General features: G+C 61.3%; 16 protein-coding genes and 1 pseudogene. 13 read left to right on the top strand and 4 right to left on the bottom strand.

Annotation, left to right across the window (positions count from 1 at the left end):
- Positions 1 to 63: 63 nt before the first annotated feature.
- The 9 genes and pseudogenes from H7C18_RS22310 (at position 64) to H7C18_RS22345 (ending at position 7869) form a co-directional block, all read left to right on the top strand.
- Complete coding sequence (locus H7C18_RS22310) at positions 64 to 1017, top strand: DMT family transporter (RefSeq protein ID WP_185131316.1); 954 nt, start codon at positions 64 to 66, stop codon at positions 1015 to 1017.
- A gap of 50 nt (positions 1018 to 1067) precedes the next feature.
- A pseudogene (locus H7C18_RS35825) lies at positions 1068 to 1463 on the top strand (NAD-dependent epimerase/dehydratase family protein); the annotation flags it as partial.
- Between the two features lie 62 nt (positions 1464 to 1525).
- Positions 1526 to 1864 (top strand): NAD-dependent epimerase/dehydratase family protein, encoded by a 339-nt coding sequence (locus tag H7C18_RS35830; protein ID WP_337913884.1) that lies wholly within the window; start codon positions 1526 to 1528, stop codon positions 1862 to 1864.
- A gap of 149 nt (positions 1865 to 2013) precedes the next feature.
- Positions 2014 to 2961, top strand: a complete 948-nt coding sequence (locus H7C18_RS22320) for a hypothetical protein (RefSeq protein WP_185131317.1) — start codon at positions 2014 to 2016, stop codon at positions 2959 to 2961.
- A gap of 31 nt (positions 2962 to 2992) precedes the next feature.
- Positions 2993 to 3955, top strand: a complete 963-nt coding sequence (gene msrA, locus H7C18_RS22325) for a peptide-methionine (S)-S-oxide reductase MsrA (RefSeq protein WP_185131318.1) — start codon at positions 2993 to 2995, stop codon at positions 3953 to 3955.
- A gap of 42 nt (positions 3956 to 3997) precedes the next feature.
- A complete protein-coding gene (locus H7C18_RS35580) occupies positions 3998 to 5689 on the top strand; it encodes a sensor histidine kinase (RefSeq protein ID WP_185131319.1) in 1692 nt (563 codons plus the stop codon).
- A complete protein-coding gene (locus H7C18_RS22335) occupies positions 5686 to 6336 on the top strand; it encodes a response regulator (RefSeq protein ID WP_185131320.1) in 651 nt (216 codons plus the stop codon). Before H7C18_RS35580 ends, H7C18_RS22335 begins: the two co-directional genes overlap by 4 nt.
- Positions 6337 to 6517: 181 nt before the next feature.
- The gene (locus H7C18_RS22340; RefSeq protein ID WP_185131321.1) at positions 6518 to 7078 is read left to right on the top strand and encodes an NADPH-dependent FMN reductase; all 561 of its coding nucleotides are present in this window, start codon (positions 6518 to 6520) and stop codon (positions 7076 to 7078) included.
- The gene (locus H7C18_RS22345; protein ID WP_185131322.1) at positions 7075 to 7869 is read left to right on the top strand and encodes a VOC family protein; all 795 of its coding nucleotides are present in this window, start codon (positions 7075 to 7077) and stop codon (positions 7867 to 7869) included. The genes H7C18_RS22340 and H7C18_RS22345 overlap by 4 nt, the downstream gene beginning before the upstream one ends.
- 87 nt (positions 7870 to 7956) lie before the next feature.
- Here the strand turns inward: H7C18_RS22345 and H7C18_RS22350 are convergent, their stop codons facing one another.
- The 3 genes from H7C18_RS22350 to H7C18_RS22360 form a co-directional block, all read right to left on the bottom strand.
- Positions 7957 to 8613: a DUF2642 domain-containing protein gene (locus tag H7C18_RS22350; protein WP_238357877.1), complete on the bottom strand. Its 657-nt coding sequence runs from the start codon at positions 8611 to 8613 to the stop codon at positions 7957 to 7959.
- Positions 8614 to 8639: 26 nt separating this feature from the next.
- On the bottom strand, positions 8640 to 10061 hold the full coding sequence (locus H7C18_RS22355; RefSeq protein ID WP_185131324.1) for an arsenic transporter: 1422 nt from the start codon (positions 10059 to 10061) through the stop codon (positions 8640 to 8642).
- A 211-nt stretch (positions 10062 to 10272) separates the two neighbouring features.
- Positions 10273 to 10923, bottom strand: coding sequence for a hypothetical protein (locus H7C18_RS22360; protein WP_185131325.1), 651 nt, complete (start codon positions 10921 to 10923; stop codon positions 10273 to 10275).
- A gap of 765 nt (positions 10924 to 11688) precedes the next feature.
- Between H7C18_RS22360 and selD the strand changes: the two genes are divergently transcribed.
- Genes selD through H7C18_RS22375 form a run of 3 tightly spaced genes read left to right on the top strand, consistent with a single transcriptional unit; the run spans position 11689 to position 14584 of the window.
- On the top strand, positions 11689 to 12741 hold the full coding sequence (selD, locus tag H7C18_RS22365; protein WP_420481880.1) for a selenide, water dikinase SelD: 1053 nt from the start codon (positions 11689 to 11691) through the stop codon (positions 12739 to 12741).
- 24 nt (positions 12742 to 12765) lie between these two features.
- Entirely contained in the window at positions 12766 to 13836 is a 1071-nt protein-coding gene (mnmH, locus tag H7C18_RS22370; protein ID WP_185131326.1) for a tRNA 2-selenouridine(34) synthase MnmH, read from the top strand.
- A 34-nt stretch (positions 13837 to 13870) separates the two neighbouring features.
- On the top strand, positions 13871 to 14584 hold the full coding sequence (locus tag H7C18_RS22375; protein WP_185131327.1) for a YebC/PmpR family DNA-binding transcriptional regulator: 714 nt from the start codon (positions 13871 to 13873) through the stop codon (positions 14582 to 14584).
- Between the two features lie 208 nt (positions 14585 to 14792).
- Here H7C18_RS22375 and H7C18_RS22380 read toward each other — a convergent pair whose 3' ends face one another.
- Positions 14793 to 15158 carry a winged helix-turn-helix transcriptional regulator gene (locus H7C18_RS22380; RefSeq protein ID WP_185131328.1) on the bottom strand — a complete coding sequence of 122 codons (366 nt, stop codon included), beginning with the start codon at positions 15156 to 15158 and terminating at the stop codon, positions 14793 to 14795.
- Between the two features lie 130 nt (positions 15159 to 15288).
- On the opposite strand from H7C18_RS22380, the gene H7C18_RS22385 reads away from it, so the two are divergent.
- Positions 15289 to 15999, top strand: a complete 711-nt coding sequence (locus H7C18_RS22385) for an NAD(P)-dependent oxidoreductase (RefSeq protein ID WP_185131329.1) — start codon at positions 15289 to 15291, stop codon at positions 15997 to 15999.
- The last annotated feature ends 78 nt before the right edge of the window (positions 16000 to 16077 follow it).

The raw sequence follows: 16077 nt of genomic DNA on the forward strand, positions 1-16077 counted from the left end.
GTGAGAAAATGCGCGACCCCGGGTAGCACTCACGCAGGACATGTCGGAAAGAAGGGGCGCATCTTGTCGAAAAATAACGGTACGGTCTACCTAATGGCACTATTATACTCGATAATTATCGGATTTGCCTTCCTGACTTCCAAATTGGCGCTGCGATACGCCGATCCGATCGATCTGCTGGCGTACCGGTTCGCGTTGTCGTATTTCGCGCTGACGATCGCGATTCGCGCCGGATGGGTCCGGATACCGAAGCGAGAGAAAAAAGAGAAGAGGCTGCCGCTGCTGGGGATCAGCCTCATGTACCCGACCTTGTTCTTCGGCTTTCAGACGTTCGGCTTGACCGCGGCGACGACGTCGGGGGCCGGCATCTTCTCGGCCACCACCCCCGTGTTCGCGCTGCTGCTGGGTGCGCTTCTGCTCAAAGAGAAAAGCAACGCGCTGCAAAAGCTATCGGTCGCCGTGTCGGTCGGCGGTCTGGCGTTCATGAGCGCCGCTTCTGGCGATTCCTTGCAAGGGACGACCGCGACCGGCGCGACGCTCCTGCTGCTGTCGGCGCTGTCGCTCGCCGTCTATGGCGTGCTGGCCCGCATGCTGCGGAATTCGTATTCCGCCGTGCAGATCAGTCACGCCATGATGCGGACCGGCGTCGTCATCTTCACGCTTCTCGCGCTGATTCGCCACGCCGTGAACGGAACGATGCCCGATCTGTTCGCTCCGCTGGGCGAACCGGGCTTCTGGCTCCCGCTGCTTTATATCAGCCTGATGACCACGCTCGTCTCGTCCTGGCTGTCCAATGCCGTGCTTGCCCGGCTGGAAGCGTTCAAAGTGAGCTTGTTCGTCAACCTGGGCAATATGATCTCGATCGCTTCGGGCGTGCTGCTGATGAACGATCATTGGAGCTCCGCGCAAACCGTCGGCACGGCCTGCTTGCTTGCCGGCGTCATCGGAGCCAACTCCCGAAGCCTGAAGCGCCGTCTGCCCGCCAAACCCGTTGCCAAAGGAGTCGATCTCGGATGAAAATCGTCATAGCCGGCGCAACCGGCGCCATCGGCCAGTCGCTGGTCCCGATGCTTATCGCGGAAGGACATGAGGTTGTCGGCTTTACCCGCCAAGCGGCCAAAGCGAACTTGCTGAAGGCGCAAGGGGCGGAAGCCGTCGTTCTCGATATTTTCGACCGCGAGGCGGTCCATTCGGCCGTCGCGGAAGCGAAGCCGGACGCGGTCATTCATCAGTTGACGTCGCTCGGCGAGCGCAACTTCGCGGACAACTCCCGCATTCGGATCGAAGGCACGCGCCATCTCGTCGACGCTTCCCTGGCCGCTGGCGTCCGCCGGATGATCGCCCAGAGCATCTCCTGGGCGTATGCGCCCGGCGAAGGACCGGCCCGGGAGGACGAGCCGCTCGACCTCGGCGCGCCCGCTCCGCGAAGCGGCACGATCCGCGGCGTTCATGCGCTGGAGACGGCCGTCGCGGAGATGCCGGACGCGGTCGTCCTTCGCTACGGGCTGTTCTACGGGGCGGGCACTTGGTATGCGCCCGACGGGTATATGGCGGAGCAAGTCCGCCGCGGCGAACTGCCGCGACCGGCGGCGTGTCGTCGTTCATCCACGTCGACGACGCGGCCCGAGCGGCGCTGCTCGCCTTGGACTGGCCTTCCGGCGCATACAACATCGTCGACGACGAGCCTGCGGCAGGGACGGAGTGGCTGCCGTATTACGCCTCCCTGCTGGGAGCGCCCGAGCCCGCTCGTCAGCCCGGCAGCGCCAGGGGCGAGCGGGGAGCGATCGCCGGCAAGGCGAAGCGGCTTGGATGGGAGCCTCGATTCGCCAGCTGGCGCGACGGCTTCCGCCGTACGCTGGTATAAGCCCGCCGGAGCCCGACATCTCCCGAACAGCCGATCCTTCGCGAGGAGGATCGGCTGTTCGTCTTTGCGAAGCCGCATGGGGATTTACAGAGAATGGGGATTTCGATACAGTAGGCAGAAGAGAGGAATCGGGAGAAGGAGGACGACGCATGGATGCTTTGGCGGAATGGAACGAGAAGCTGACGCAATGCCGGATGGATCTGCAGTTGAAGGAGAAGCGCGAACGAAGGCTGAAGGAGCTGGAGGCGGAAGTCAAGCGTCAGCGGCGAGCCGTCGCGGACGGAGAAGCGGAGCTCGACCGAGAGCGGGACGACGTGCGGCAGCTGCGGAAGACGTCGCTGTCCCGGCTTTGGTTCCGAATGGTCGGACAGCTCGACGAACGGCTGAACAAAGAGGAGCGGGAAGCGGCCGAAGCGGAGCTGAAGCTGGAGACGGCGAGAGCGGCGCTGGGCGCCCTGGAAGCGAGCGCGGCGGAAGCGCGGGAAGCGCTGCGGGAAGTCGACGGCGCCGGTCGCGAATTCGACCGCATCTTGGAGGAGAAGAAGGCGTGGATTCATCTCTTCGACGAACCGACGAGCCGGCTGCTCGAGCAGCTCGCCGACGAATCCGCCGACCGGAAGGCGAGATTGCGGGAGATCGACGAGGCCGTCTCCGCCGGCGAACGCGCCCGCACCCGCCTGGACAGCGTGCGGGAGAAGCTCGGCTCCGCCAAAAACTGGGGCACGTACGACATGCTGGGCGGCGGCATGATCTCGACCGCGATCAAGCACAACCGCATCGACGAAGCGCGAAGCATGATGCACGAAGCGCAGCATTCGCTGCGGCTGTTCGAGAAGGAACTGCGGGACCTGAGCTGGACGTCCGGCGCGGGAGACGCGGACATCGGCGGGTTTCTGACGTTCGCCGACTATTTTTTCGACGGGTTCCTGACCGATTGGATCGTGCAGGGGAGAATCAACGAGGCGCTGGAGAAAACGGACAGCGGGCGGATCGAGCTCGGCCGCCAGCTGTCGCGGCTGGAGTCGGAAAGGCGAAAGACAATCTCGGAAAGAGACGGGCTGGACGCCCGGTACCGGGAGACGATCGAGCGGCGTTAACGCAGCGGAGCAAAGCGAAGGAGGCGAGGGAATGGAACGGACGGAAGACGGAATCGAGCTCGCCACGTTCGCAGGCGGCTGCTTCTGGTGCATGGTGAAGCCGTTCGACCGTTTGCCGGGTATCGTCTCGGTCGTCTCGGGCTATACGGGAGGGCATACGGATCATCCGACCTACGAGGAGGTGGGCACCGAGACGACAGGTCATGCCGAAGCCGTTCAGATCGCGTTTCGCCCCGACATCTTCCCGTACGAACGGTTGCTCGACTTGTTCTGGCGGCAGATCGACCCGACTGACGAAGGCGGCCAGTTCAACGATCGGGGCGCTTCCTATCGGACGGCGATCTTCGTTCATAGCGATGAGCAGCGGCGAAAGGCGGAAGCATCCAAGAAGGAGCTGCAGGCAAGCGGCCGCTTCAAAGGCCGGATCGCGACGGAGATCGTCCCGGCCGGCCCCTTCTATCCCGCCGAGACCGAGCACCAGAACTATTACCTGACGCACCGCCGCGAATACAATCTCTATCGCGAAGCTTCCGGAAGGGACGAATTCCTCCGCGTTGCTTGGCGCCGACCGGAAGAACGCAAAGAGCTGCGCCGGCGGCTGACCGCGCGGCAGTTCGACGTCACCCAGAACGGGGCGGAGGAGGCGCCGTTCGGGAACGAATACTGGGACAACCGCCGCGAAGGGTTGTACGTCGACGTCTTGAACGGCGACCCGCTGTTTCGGTCGGCCGATCAATACGACGCGGGCGACGGCTGGCCCGCGTTCGCTCGGCCCGTCCACGAAGGCTGGATCCGCCGGGAGGCGGATCTCCGCCGCGGCGCGGCGCGCACCGCGATTCGCGCCCGGCTGTCGAACGCGTTTCTTGGATTCCTGCTGTTCGACGGACCGGAGCCGGACGGTCTGCATTACCGGATCTATTCCGCCGCTTTGCGCTTTATCCCGAAGGAACTCCTGGATCTCGAGGAGAACGGGCGTTACTCGGGACTGCTATAGATGCCTGCGAAAAGTCCACGAAACGAGGAGGCGATCCGGTCCATGACGAACGATCCCCATGTGCGGGAGTTGACGGCGCTCAAGGTCATCGCGGAGACGCTGAACGAATCCAACGATCTGGCCGGCATGCTGAACACCGTCCTGGAAAAGCTGCTGGACGTAACGGGGCTCGCCGCCGGGTGGATCTTCCTGGTGGACGAGAGCGGCGGCTACGAGGTCGTGGCGGACCGGGGGCTTCCGCCTGCGCTGTCGATAGCCGATAAACGGCCGATGCGCTGCGGCACCTGCTGGTGCCTTGACCGCTACGGCGATGGCCGGCTCCGCAATGCCGTCAATATTTTGCATTGCAGGCGGCTGGAGCACGCCATCGCCGCGCGAACCGGGGACACGCGCGGATTCGAGCAGCACGCCACCGTACCGCTGCGGATCGGGCAGAAGCGCTTCGGCATTCTCAACGTCATGTCCCCCGGGAAAAGCCACTTTACCGACGAAGAGCTCGCGCTGCTGCAGGCCGTCGCGTTCCAGATCGGCGTGGCCGTCGAGCGGGTGCGGCTTCACGAGGCCGAGCAGAAGCGGGCGGAGCTGTATGCGAAGGTCGGATCGTTCAGCCGTTCGTTAAGCAAGGCCGTCGGCAAGGGAATGATCCGCGAAGAGCTGATGCAGCATGCGGGGAAGCTGATCGCCGAATGCTTCGGCTGGCCGGTTCTGGCGCTGCTGTCGCGGGAAGACGACCGGTACGTGCTGCGCGCCCTGCGCGGTCCGGCCGGCGTGACGTTCCCGCACCTGGCGATCCCCGAAGAACGCGCGAGCTGGCTGGAGGAATGCGATTCCGCGTCCGGCTGCCGCAAGCTTGCGGCGGAGAAAGCGGACGGCATGCTGCGGACGCGCAGCCTGGAAGACTTCTTCCCGCCGCTCCGCTCGGTGCTCGCGGCGCCGATCTTCAGCTGCGGCGACCGCATCGGGGGCGCGCTGCTGATCGGCTCCGACAAGCCGGGCGCGCTCGGCTCCGTCGACGCCGAAGTGCTGGACGCGATCGTCGATCACGTGTCGGTCGCGCTGGAGAATGCCAGGTTCGAGGAGAGGCGGCGCGAACTCGCCCGTCTCGAGGAACGCAACCGGCTGGCTCGCGATCTGCACGATTCCGTCTCGCAGCTGCTGTTCTCCATCCGCATGACGGCCCAAGGGGCGGAAGCTCATCTGGCCGGAGATGCGGGGGATGGCCGGGAAGCGGCCCGCGGCGCGATGCACGACGTGCAGGCGCTCGCCAAGGAAGCGCTCGGCGAGATGCGGTCGCTGATTCGGCAGCTTCGCCCGGCGGGATTGGAGGGCGGGCTCGTCAGCGCGCTGCAGCACCACGGAGAGCGGCTGGGCCTCGGCGTGTCGGTCAGCGTATCCGGCATTCTCGAGCTGTCGCGCACGGCGGAGGAATCGCTCTGGCGGATCGGCCAGGAGGCGATGAACAACGCTAGCAAGCACGCGGGCGTGACGGAGATCGGCCTCGAGCTGGAGGCGCGGACGGAAGAGGTGCGCATGAGCATTGCCGATGCGGGCCAAGGCATCGAGAAGGCGGATTCGGGAGGCGAGACAGGCTCGTACGGCCTGATGATCATGCAGGAACGCGCGGAAGCGATCGGCGGCCGTCTCCGGGTGCGGAGCGCGCCCGGCGAAGGAACCGTCGTCGAAGTGACGGTGCCGATCCCCGCCGCGAATCAAGGAGGAGCGACAAGCGAATGACGATACGATTGCTGCTGGCCGACGATCATGCCATGGTGCGAAAGGGGCTGCAGGTGTTCCTGCAGACGCAGCCCGATCTGGAACTCGCCGGCGAAGCGGCGAGCGGCCCGGAGGCGGTCGACAAGGCGGCCGAGCTGCGGCCGGACGTCGTGCTGATGGACCTGGCCATGCCGGTCCTGAACGGCATTGAAGCGACGAAGCGGATCAAGGAGGCGAATCCGGCGGTCAAGGTGATCGTGCTGACGTCGTTCTCCGATCAGGACCACGCGCTGCCGGCGATTCGGGCCGGCGTCAACGGCTATCTGCTCAAGGACATCGAGCCGGAGGAGCTGGTGAGCGCCATCCGGCGCGTTCACGAAGGCCAGGCGGCGCTTCATCCCGACGTGGCGGGGCAGCTGATGAGCCGGCTGGCCGGCGAAGAGAAGCCGCAGGAGGCTGCGCCCAACGCGGAGAGCGAATTGACGGGCCGCGAGCGGCAAGTGCTCGGGCTGATCGCCTCCGGCAAGAGCAACAAGGAGATCGCGGCCGAGCTGTTCATTACGGAGAAGACGGTCAAGACGCATGTCAGCCATGTCCTCGACAAGCTGGGTCTCAACGACCGCACGCAAGCCGCCATTTATGCCGTCAAGCAAGGAATCGGCGGCTGACCCGGCGTTTCGTCGCGGAACGCAAACCTCCGTTCTGCTTCCGGTCTCAGACCAAAGTCGTACGTCCCGTTCGGCCGAAAGTCGAATGTCCGGCGATGTCAAAATCCATCTTTTCGGCGACGAGCTTTCCCTTCGCGTTCGCTACAATGGAGTCAACGCAACAGAAGAGAGGATGATCGTCATGGATATCGCCATCATCGCCGGAAGCAACCGTCAGGATTCGGTCAGCTCCCGCATCGCCCGTCGGGTCGAGCAGGAGATTCAGGAGAAAGGCCATCGAACGTTCCGGTTCGATCTGCACGGCAAGCCGCTGCCGTTCTATTCGCCGGACGACTGGCAGTCGTCCCATCCCGGATTGGCCGAATTCAAGCAGGCGGTCGCCCAATCCGACGCGATCGTGCTGGCGACGCCGGAATACCACGGCAGCTTCTCCGGCGTGCTGAAGAACGCGCTGGACCATCTGAGTCAGGATCACTTCCGCGGCAAAGCGGTGCTGGCGATCAGCGCCGCCGGCGGTCCGATCGGCGTCAGCTCGCTGCAGCAGCTGCAGGCGATCGTCCGCGGGCTGCACGGCATCAACTCGCCGGAATGGATCTCCGTCGGCGGGGGCGAAGCAACCGCATGGGACGGCGACGCGGGCGGGTCGTCCGGTCCGGGAGCCGCGATCCGGCAGCGGATCGTCCGCGCGACCGACACCTTCCTGGAACTCGCCGCCAAAGTAAGGCCGCAGGTAACGGCATGATTACCCATTACGCCTCCGTCGGTCTGCCGACCGTCTCGCTGGCCGGGGTCCGTCAATTTTACGGCGATCGGCTGGCGTTCCCGATCGAGAGCGAAACTCCCGAGCGGATCGTCTTTCGGCCGACGCCGCATTTCGCGCTCGCGTTTACGGATTCCTATACGCCCACCGCACCGGCCCATCTCGCGTTCGAAGTCGCTTCGTCGGCGTTCGAGGAGGCGGTCAGCCGCCTGAAGGAAGCCGGCGTCCCGCCTCTGCGCTGGGAGGACGGCAGCGAGGTCGACCGGTCCGAGACCGGGCGCAACGTATACTTCCGGGACGGCGACGGCCATTTGCTGGAGTTGATCTGCCATGAGTACGTCCGGGAGAGCGTACTGCCTGCTTGCGGTCCCTTCGGTATCCTGTACTTGCGGGAAGCGGGATTTCCGTTAGCGGATATGCCGTCCTTCCGCGAATGGGCCCGGCGCGTTCTGCGCATGAAGACGGCGAAGGAGTCGGACGATTTCACCTTCGCGATCGGCGGGACGGCCCACGCCGTGCTCGTCGCGAAGACGCGGCGCTGGATTCCGATCGCGATGGCGGCCCTGCCGCCGGCGATCGATACCGTGTTCGGGGTACCGGACGGCAACTGCCTGAACGAAGCGGAGGCCGCGCTCGCCGCCGAGGGCGTTCCGTACGCGCGGAGCGGCGGCGAAGTTCGCTTCCGCAAGGACGGGTACGACTGGACGCTCCGCCTGACCGCCGATTTCCCGCCTGACCTTCCGGCTCGGCTCGGCCTGCCGTTGTCCCGCTAGCGGGACAGCGGTTTTTTGCCGCTTAGAGGGAGCCGAACGCACAATAAACCCTGCATCCGTGAAGCATGCAGGGGGTTGGAACGCTTCTCAAGGGCGATGCAGCGATTTGACGTGATCGATATGAAGGAACGCGTTGGATCCGTCCGCGGTCACCATCTCGATCAAGCCGTCCCGGACCGACTTGAGAACGCCGTTTTTTCTGGGAGAATCGCCCAGGTCCAGAACGACGAACTGTCCCTCCATTTTGCGCAGCTGCTGTTCGAAGGTTCTGGCCAAAGACGACGTTGCCGGCATGACGGGGAAGTTCTCCCGCTTGAGGGCGTACGGAGTCATGCCGGGATCGTAAGGCATCAGGACTTTCAAATGGTTCATAGAAATATACAGGTCCTTGTACAGCGGAGAGTGGAACAGGAAAAAATCGTTCATGATGCTTGTAATATATCCATGCGCCGGTTGATGACCGGATAAGAACAGCTCCAGAAATTTTCCGCGCGCATTCGACAGCACTTTCCGGTAAGACAGCTCGGCGATCGGGTCCGGTTCGGGTTCCGCGCTCATATCGAAGTCGGTCTCGTTCGAAGGGCATCGCGTCAGAAATTGCAGGTGGATAAGCGGAACATACATATATTTCGTACCGTTGTGCAAAACGATGACATCGCTGCCGATATCGATTAAATTGCCTTTAAGCGGCATCGGGTACCCGGATAGATGGACAAGAACGGGTTGGTTCAAATAATGGATCATGGGATATGATCGTTCACCTCCTTGCATTAAACCAGCCATTCGATCCAAACGTACAGCCCCGTCAGACAGAGGAGCAGAGTAAGCGGAATAAGCCAGATCGTGACGCTCAGGTAGGCACCCCAGGAGAACGGAATCCGATGACGCCGGAGTTGATGGAACCAGAGCAGCGAAGCGAGCGTGCCGAAGGGCGCGATCAAGGAACCGATGTCGCTGCCGATGATGTTGGCCAGATAGGCCGACTGCATCGTATGGTTGTCCAAGTGGAAAGTCGTGATGGCGAGCGTGCCGATCATGACGGATGGCAAATTGTTCATGAGGTTCGACATCACGGTGAGCAGCAAGCCGAACAAGGCGACGGCCGCCAGCGTTCCCGAACGAACGGCGGGGCCCATCCATTCTGCCAGTGCCGAGGTAAGCCCCAAATTATGCAAGCCGTAGACGATCACGTAGATGCCGAACGCGAATAAGAGAATCGACCAGGGCGTCTTGCGGAACAGGTCTTTGGGCGTTTGGCGAAGCCAGATCCAGCGGGCGGCGATAAGCAGCGCGGCTCCCGTCAGGCCAACCGCCTCCAACGGAATCCCCAGATCGGATGCCGCGAAAAAGCCGATACGAGTCGCCAGGACGATTCCGACGGCGATGGCGATTCGACTCCAATTCAGCGTCGGCGTGTGTTCTTCCGCCGGCATAAGGGGATGGAACGCGGCTCGCGTCGCTTGCGGTCTGCCGATCCACTGTTTGGCCGCTTGAATCGGAGAGGATTCCTGGCGGGTATCCGGAGGCGTCGGCGCGGCGCCGGCTTCGTCCCACGCTATGATTTTTCGAGGAATGGCCCGTCTGAACCTCCAGTAAAGAAGCAGTGTCATAATCGCGATTCCCGCCATCGTCGGAACGAACATATAGCGGGCGTAGGTCAGCAAGTCCAATCCGACAATGTTGAGCGCGATCAGATTCGCCAGATTGCTGACTCCGATCGGCGCGCTGCAGGCGGTGGCCACCAAAGCGCCGGATAGCAGGTAAGGGACCGACTGGTGAGGCTTCAAGTTCAGCAAGCGGACAATCCGGATGATGATCGGCGTCGTGATCAGGATGCTTCCGTCGTTATTGAAGAACAGAGTCATGAGCAGGCAAAGCAGAACCAGATACCAGAACAGCTTGGTGCCGGAGCCTCTGGCGTAGCGGACGATATTGAACGCCGTCCAACGGAAGATGCCGATGCTGTCGAGGACGATCGACATGACGATCGTCGACAGGATGGTGATGGCGGCGCCACTCACGACATGGAAAACGTTGAGAAGGTCGTCGGCGCTTACGATGCCGAGTACCAGAAAAAGAATGCCGCCCGCCCCGGCGGGAACGGCTTCGTTCAGTTGACCGGGGCGCCACATCAGCAAGATTGCCGTCAGCGCGAAGATGACAACGCCCCCAACCAACTGCAGATCATCCATTCCCGCTCGCCTCAAGCCCGTAGGGAGGCGGAACGTTCAAAGGCTCGGGCTCGGCTTTAGGCGACTCTTGCGGCACGGTTCGAGGCGGCTGCAAAAAAAGAAATAAGGGGGCGCTGGCTAGCAACAGGACGAAGGCACATAGATAAATCATGAAACCCCCCCTTTTTAGAGAATGGCGGGGAAGAGCATCCCCGTCCCCAAATCGAATACGTTAACGGGATTTTCCGGAATGATTGCCGTGCTGGCTCCATCCGCCGCTACGGTTGTTTTTCTTGCCGCTTTTTTGGTTGCCGCTCTTCTGCCCGCCGCTTTTTTGGCCGCCGCTCTTCTGTCCTCCGCTTTGGCTCCCGCCGCTTTGGTTTTTATTTTTTTGGTTTTTGTTTTTGCCGGATGCGTTAACGGTTTTGATATGGTAGACGGGAATGCGGACCACTTCGCGGTTCATGACGACCAGCAGCGAATCGGTGTTGACGTCCGCGAGGAAACCGTCGATTTTCTCCGGCCCGCCGCGGTTGATTTGAATGAACTGATGACGAAGCCGCGACAGAAGCGAATGGAAGCTGGAAGCGGAGAGGAAGCTGCGGGCGGTGCTGCGGTTGCCGGTAGAGGCGGATTTCGAAACTTCGGTCATGCTCTTTACATGCGCCGAATTGACGTAGATGGTTCCGTCTTTCGTATTCAGCACCAGATAGTCGGAGGGAATCGCGAGCAGCGTTCCTTCGACCATGTCGGGCCCCCCGCGGTTGATTTTGACATGATAGCCGATCAGATCGGCAGCTCTCTGCACCAGTCTCGATTGGGTAGCGCGTGAGCCGGATTGGCTCTGCTGCGGCACGTTGGCGCGCGGATAATCGTAAAACATGAACATTCTCCTCTCGGAAATTGAATGAGCCCCGCCTTGGCGGTTGCGGTCCGGTTCTTGCGGTAGAGCGGAAGCCGTTCGAAATAGCCGGGCGACGGTAACGTATCGGCTGCTGTTCCTTTTGATAGCGTCCCTCCTTTGGAAATGTAAAGGGAGTGAATTTGCAATATAAGCATACGTGTCTTTGAAGCCGACCGTTTGTATCCTTGTCCGTTGTATCGACAAATCCGCGTTTTGATAGGGAATGAAAGCCTTTTTGCGAGTTGGATGACGCTTGTCTATAACGGAGCAGGGACACCGTTCATACTTTGAACTATCCTGTAATGGGAGGTGGGAATCTTTGAAACAACAGAACGGAAAAGCGGCCGGCCGCACCAATAACGACGCCAACGCCAACAGAACCGAGGGAAGGCCGGGAGGACGTTCCGAAGGACGTTCCAAAGGACGTTCCAAAGGACGTTCGAGAGGCCGTTCCGAGGGACGCTCGCACGGACGTTCGACGGGCCGCGGCGGTCCGATAGGAGGTCGTTCCGGCGGTCGCACGGGAGGCCGCTCCGGCGGACGTTCGGAAGGACGTTCCGGAGGGCGCTCCGGCGGACGCTCGGGAGGACATTCCGGAGGACATTCGGGAGGACGTTCCGGAAAGCGCTAAGGTTCCTGCGAAAAAAAGACGATTCGGAATTCGTATCCGGCGCCCGCGTTGCGGAGAGCGCCGGTTTTCGTGTACGATTTAGGAATGAAGCAGGCGAAGGGAGCGCGAAGAGTATGATGGAGAAAACGGATCGCATCAAATTGACTTCACTGTCCAGCAAAGGGGGCTGCGGCTGCAAGATCGGGCCGGCGGATCTGCAGCAAGTGATTCGCAGCCTTCCGAAGGCGGAGCCGAATCCGGATCTGCTGGTCGGCTTGGACACGAGCGACGATGCCGGGGTATACCGCCTGAGCGACGATCTCGCATTGGTCCAGACGGTCGATTTTTTCACGCCGATCGTGGACGAGCCTTACGACTTCGGGCAGATTGCCGCCGCCAACGCGATCAGCGACATTTATGCGATGGGCGGCAAGCCGTTAACGGCATTAAATATCGTGGCGTTTCCGATCGCCGATCTGGATAAGCAAGTGCTGGCCGACATTCTTCGGGGCGCCGGGGACAAGATGCGGGAAGCGGGCGTCACCTTGGTCGGGGGCCATTCGATCGACGACAAGGAACCGAAGTTCGGCCTCGCGGTGACGGGGCTGATCGACCCGAAGAACGTGCGCACGAACGCAGGGGCGAAGCCGGGCGACCGGCTGATTCTGACGAAGCCGATCGGCGTCGGCATTCTGACGACTTCGCTCAAGAAGGACAAGCTCGCTCAAGGCGAGATCGAGCGGCTGACCCGAACGATGGCCGCGCTGAACAAGACGGCAGCCGAGACGATGGCCCGGTACCGGGTCCATTCCTGCACGGACGTCACGGGCTTCGGGCTGATCGGACATGCGATGGAGATGGCGAAGGGCAGCGGCGTCGGCATCCGGATCCGCGATCAAGACGTGCCGAAGCTTCCCCGCATTCGTGACTTGGCGGCGGAGGGCTTCGTGCCGGGCGGCACCAAGAACAATTTCGCCCATGTGAAGGACGACGTGACGTTCCCGGAAGAGATGGATCAGATCGACCGGTGGATTCTGTGCGACGCGGTCACGTCCGGAGGCCTGCTTATTGCGGTAGCCGAAGAAGATGCGGATTCGCTTCTGCGGGATCTGATTCAGGCCGGCGTCGAAGCGGCCGAGATCGGGGAAGCCGCGGCCGAGCATCCGGGACGGATCGTTGTCCGCTGATATGCGAAGGAAAGAGGAATTCCGATGATTCAAGACATTGACGTGAAGGACTGGCGAAAGCTCCGCGAAGAGAAGCAGATCGCGACGGTCGACGTCCGGTCGCCTTCCGAATTCGAAGCGGCGACCATTCCCGGCGCTCTGAACATTCCGCTGTTCGACGACCGGGAACGGGCCGAGGTCGGAACGCTTTATACGCAGACGAGCGTGCAGGCCGCCAAAGAGAAGGGCCTGGAGATCGTGTCCGCCAAGCTGCCCGCATTCATCCGGGAGTTCGCGCAAATTCCCGGACGCAAGGCGGTTTTCTGCTGGCGTGGGGGAATGCGGAGCAAGACGGCGGCTACGCTGCTGTCGCTGATGGATATTCACGTCTACCGGCTGACCGGCGGATACCGCGCCTATCGCCAATGGGTCGTGGATACGCTGGGAACGATGTCGTTCGTTCCCCCGGCTTATGTGGTTCACGGGCCGACCGGCAGCGGCAAGACCGCCGTCCTGCGTCTGCTGCAATCGAAGGGAGCGCCGGTGCTGGATCTGGAGCATTTCGCCGGACATCGCGGTTCGATTTTCGGCCATATCGGCCTGCAGTCGCACAACCAGAAGATGTTCGACGCTCTGCTGCTGGACGAGCTGCTGCGTCATGAGCGCGCTCCCTACGTGCTGATGGAAGCGGAGAGCAAACGGATCGGCAAGGCGGTCATGCCGGATTTTCTGGCGGACAAAAAAGAGCAGGGCGAGCAAATCTGGCTGGACGTTCCGCTGGAGACGAGAGCCCGCCGAATTCTGGACGATTATCGTCCCTGGGAGCGGCCTCAGCAATTTTTGGATGCATTTCGGCGCATTAAACTGCGCATCCATACGCCGGTTGCGGCGGAGATCGAGCTTTGCCTGCTGCAGGAGAAATACGCCCGCGCCGTTGAGCTTCTGCTGCTCTTTTACTACGATCCGCTCTATGAGCATACGTCGGAAAAGTACGATTCGGCCCGCCGAACCGTCGTCCGCGCGGACTCGGCCGAAGAGGCGGCGGCGGAGATCGAGCGGCTGCTTCCAAGCGCGGAACAGAGGAAGGTTCCAAAAATGGACGGAGATCGGTTATAATAGACGAAGAAAATAACGAGAAGGCAGGTACGACATGGGTCGCAAGTGGAATAACATTAAAGAGAAGAAAGCGTCCAAGGACGCCAACAACAGCCGCATTTATGCCAAATTCGGAATCGAAATCTATGTAGCCGCCAAGAAGGGCGAGCCGGATCCGGAGTCGAACCGGGCGCTCAAGGTCGTGCTCGAACGGGCCAAGACGTATAACGTACCCAAGCCGATCATCGAACGCGCGCTTGAGAAAGCGCGGGGAAGCGGAGACGAGGTGTACGAGGAGCTCCGCTACGAAGGCTTCGGCCCGAACGGTTCGATGATTATCGTGGACGCATTGACGAACAACGTCAACCGCACCGCCGCGTCCGTGCGCGCCGCTTTCAGCAAGAACGGCGGAAGCATGGGCGTCAGCGGTTCGGTCTCCTACATGTTCGACTCGACGGCCGTTTTCGGGATTGCGGACAAGTCCCTCGACGAAGTGATGGAAATTTTGCTCGAAGCGGACGCGAACGTGCGCGACATCGTGGAGGAAGACGAGACCGTCATGGTCTATGCGGAGCCGGACCAGTTCCATACGGTGCAGGAAGCGCTCAAGAACGCCGGCATTACCGAGTTCACGGTAGCGGAGCTGACGATGCTCGCTCAGAATGACGTCACCTTGCCGGAAGAATCGCTGGCGCAGTTCGAGAAGCTGATCGACGCCCTTGACGACCTGGAAGACGTGCAGCAAGTTTACCACAACGTCGAAGAGTGATGCCGGACAAGTTTGATCGGCGGTTGTCCTCCCGTCAAGGACACTTTGAAAAAAAAGAGTCAAGTTGCCGACTAAAGATGATTCCTGTAAAGAACAGGAGTCATCTTTTTATTTCCCGCCGATATGTGCCAGTATACAAAAAGGCCCCCGCAGCCTAAACAACTAAGTGTCCAGTCTATGGCGATCCGTTTCTATCGGATTCTTTTTTCTATGAAATGGCTTGCGCGCTTTCCGCTTCTTCCGCCAGCGACCGATTGTGGGCTTCGCCCCAATCGCACATCGTCTGCAGCACCGGGACCATCGTCTGCCCGTATTCGCTGAGCGCATATTCCACCTTCGGCGGAACGGTCGGGTGCACGGTTCGGTCCACCAGCCGGTCGTTCTCCAGCTCCCTCAGATGCTGGGCAAGCATCTTCTGGGTCACTTCGGGAATCAGCTTCTCCAATTCGCTGAACCGCTTCGCGGAATCCAGCAGATGCCATAGAATCAAAGGCTTCCATTTGCCGCCGAGAATGTGGATGACGGTCTCGATCGGGCATTTCCTCTCTGCCGGGGCCGCGGAATTCCTCTCCATCCTGCTCCTCCTTCGCCAAGCTTACTTCGGGGTAAGCGCCTTACTTTGAAGTGCGTTCTTAACAAGATTGTATGCCGGGTATATGCTTAGGTCAATCCCGGGAACATTTCAAGGAAAGAAGGTTCAAGTGATGAAAATCATCGTTTTCGGCGCAACGGGCAATGTGGGGAGAAAAGTTCTGGCGGAAGGGATAAGCCGCGGTTACGAGATGACCGCTTTCGTTCGCAATCCGCAAAAGCTCCGCGAACAGCAAGGCGAACCGGCTGTCGGCGTCCGGATCGTATCGGGCGACATGCTGGACGCGGAAAGCGTCCGTGAGGCATTGGCGGGACAGGACGCTGCCATTCTCGGGGCGGGCAACGCCGGTCAGGGAGAAGAGTTCGTACGAATCGTCGACCATCTCGTAAGCCGATGCGAGGAGCAGCCGCGATTCTCCGGCAGGGTGTGGGTCATGGGCGGAGCGGGCCTGCTGGAGATTCCGCATACCGGAATCATGGGCAACGACCTTCCCGGGCTTCCGCCCGAATACCGGAATCATAATCGGAATTTGGATCGCTTGCGGCGCTCGCGGCTGGACTGGACGTTTATGTGCCCCGGCACGATGTTCGAAGCTGCCGAGAGAGAAGTGGCAGGCCGCTTGAACGTTTCAACCGAAGAGATGCCGATCCCTTTCCCGGAGACGGTTCGGGAGATGTCGCACGAAGAACTGGCCGGGCTGATCTTCGCCCGCTTCCAGGAGATCGACGTCGCTTACGAGGACGTGACGCGGTACATGCTGGACCACCTGGAACCGGCGGGGCCGTTATCGGGCAAGCGGGTCGGGCTGGCTTATCTTCAATAGCGGATTACGGCGCAAATTGCTCGTCGGTGAAGGTAGAAGGGTTCCTCCTTTCCTATTCTCGAACGTTTTTCGGATTCG

It is taken from the genome of Cohnella zeiphila, from assembly GCF_014212055.1.
GTDB lineage: Bacteria > Bacillota > Bacilli > Paenibacillales > Paenibacillaceae > Cohnella > Cohnella zeiphila.

Excerpts from the sequence above, each read along its gene's own strand:
- H7C18_RS22320 (WP_185131317.1), top strand. The coding sequence starts at position 2,014 with ATGGATGCTTTGGCGGAATGGAACGAGAAGCTGACGCAATGCCGGATG.
- msrA (WP_185131318.1), top strand. The coding sequence starts at position 2,993 with ATGGAACGGACGGAAGACGGAATCGAGCTCGCCACGTTCGCAGGCGGC.
- H7C18_RS35580 (WP_185131319.1), top strand. The coding sequence starts at position 3,998 with ATGACGAACGATCCCCATGTGCGGGAGTTGACGGCGCTCAAGGTCATC.
- H7C18_RS22335 (WP_185131320.1), top strand. The coding sequence starts at position 5,686 with ATGACGATACGATTGCTGCTGGCCGACGATCATGCCATGGTGCGAAAG.
- H7C18_RS22340 (WP_185131321.1), top strand. The coding sequence starts at position 6,518 with ATGGATATCGCCATCATCGCCGGAAGCAACCGTCAGGATTCGGTCAGC.
- H7C18_RS22345 (WP_185131322.1), top strand. The coding sequence starts at position 7,075 with ATGATTACCCATTACGCCTCCGTCGGTCTGCCGACCGTCTCGCTGGCC.
- H7C18_RS22350 (WP_238357877.1), bottom strand. The coding sequence starts at position 8,613 with ATGATCCATTATTTGAACCAACCCGTTCTTGTCCATCTATCCGGGTAC.
- H7C18_RS22355 (WP_185131324.1), bottom strand. The coding sequence starts at position 10,061 with ATGGATGATCTGCAGTTGGTTGGGGGCGTTGTCATCTTCGCGCTGACG.
- H7C18_RS22360 (WP_185131325.1), bottom strand. The coding sequence starts at position 10,923 with ATGTTTTACGATTATCCGCGCGCCAACGTGCCGCAGCAGAGCCAATCC.
- selD (WP_420481880.1), top strand. The coding sequence starts at position 11,689 with ATGATGGAGAAAACGGATCGCATCAAATTGACTTCACTGTCCAGCAAA.
- mnmH (WP_185131326.1), top strand. The coding sequence starts at position 12,766 with ATGATTCAAGACATTGACGTGAAGGACTGGCGAAAGCTCCGCGAAGAG.
- H7C18_RS22375 (WP_185131327.1), top strand. The coding sequence starts at position 13,871 with ATGGGTCGCAAGTGGAATAACATTAAAGAGAAGAAAGCGTCCAAGGAC.
- H7C18_RS22380 (WP_185131328.1), bottom strand. The coding sequence starts at position 15,158 with ATGGAGAGGAATTCCGCGGCCCCGGCAGAGAGGAAATGCCCGATCGAG.
- H7C18_RS22385 (WP_185131329.1), top strand. The coding sequence starts at position 15,289 with ATGAAAATCATCGTTTTCGGCGCAACGGGCAATGTGGGGAGAAAAGTT.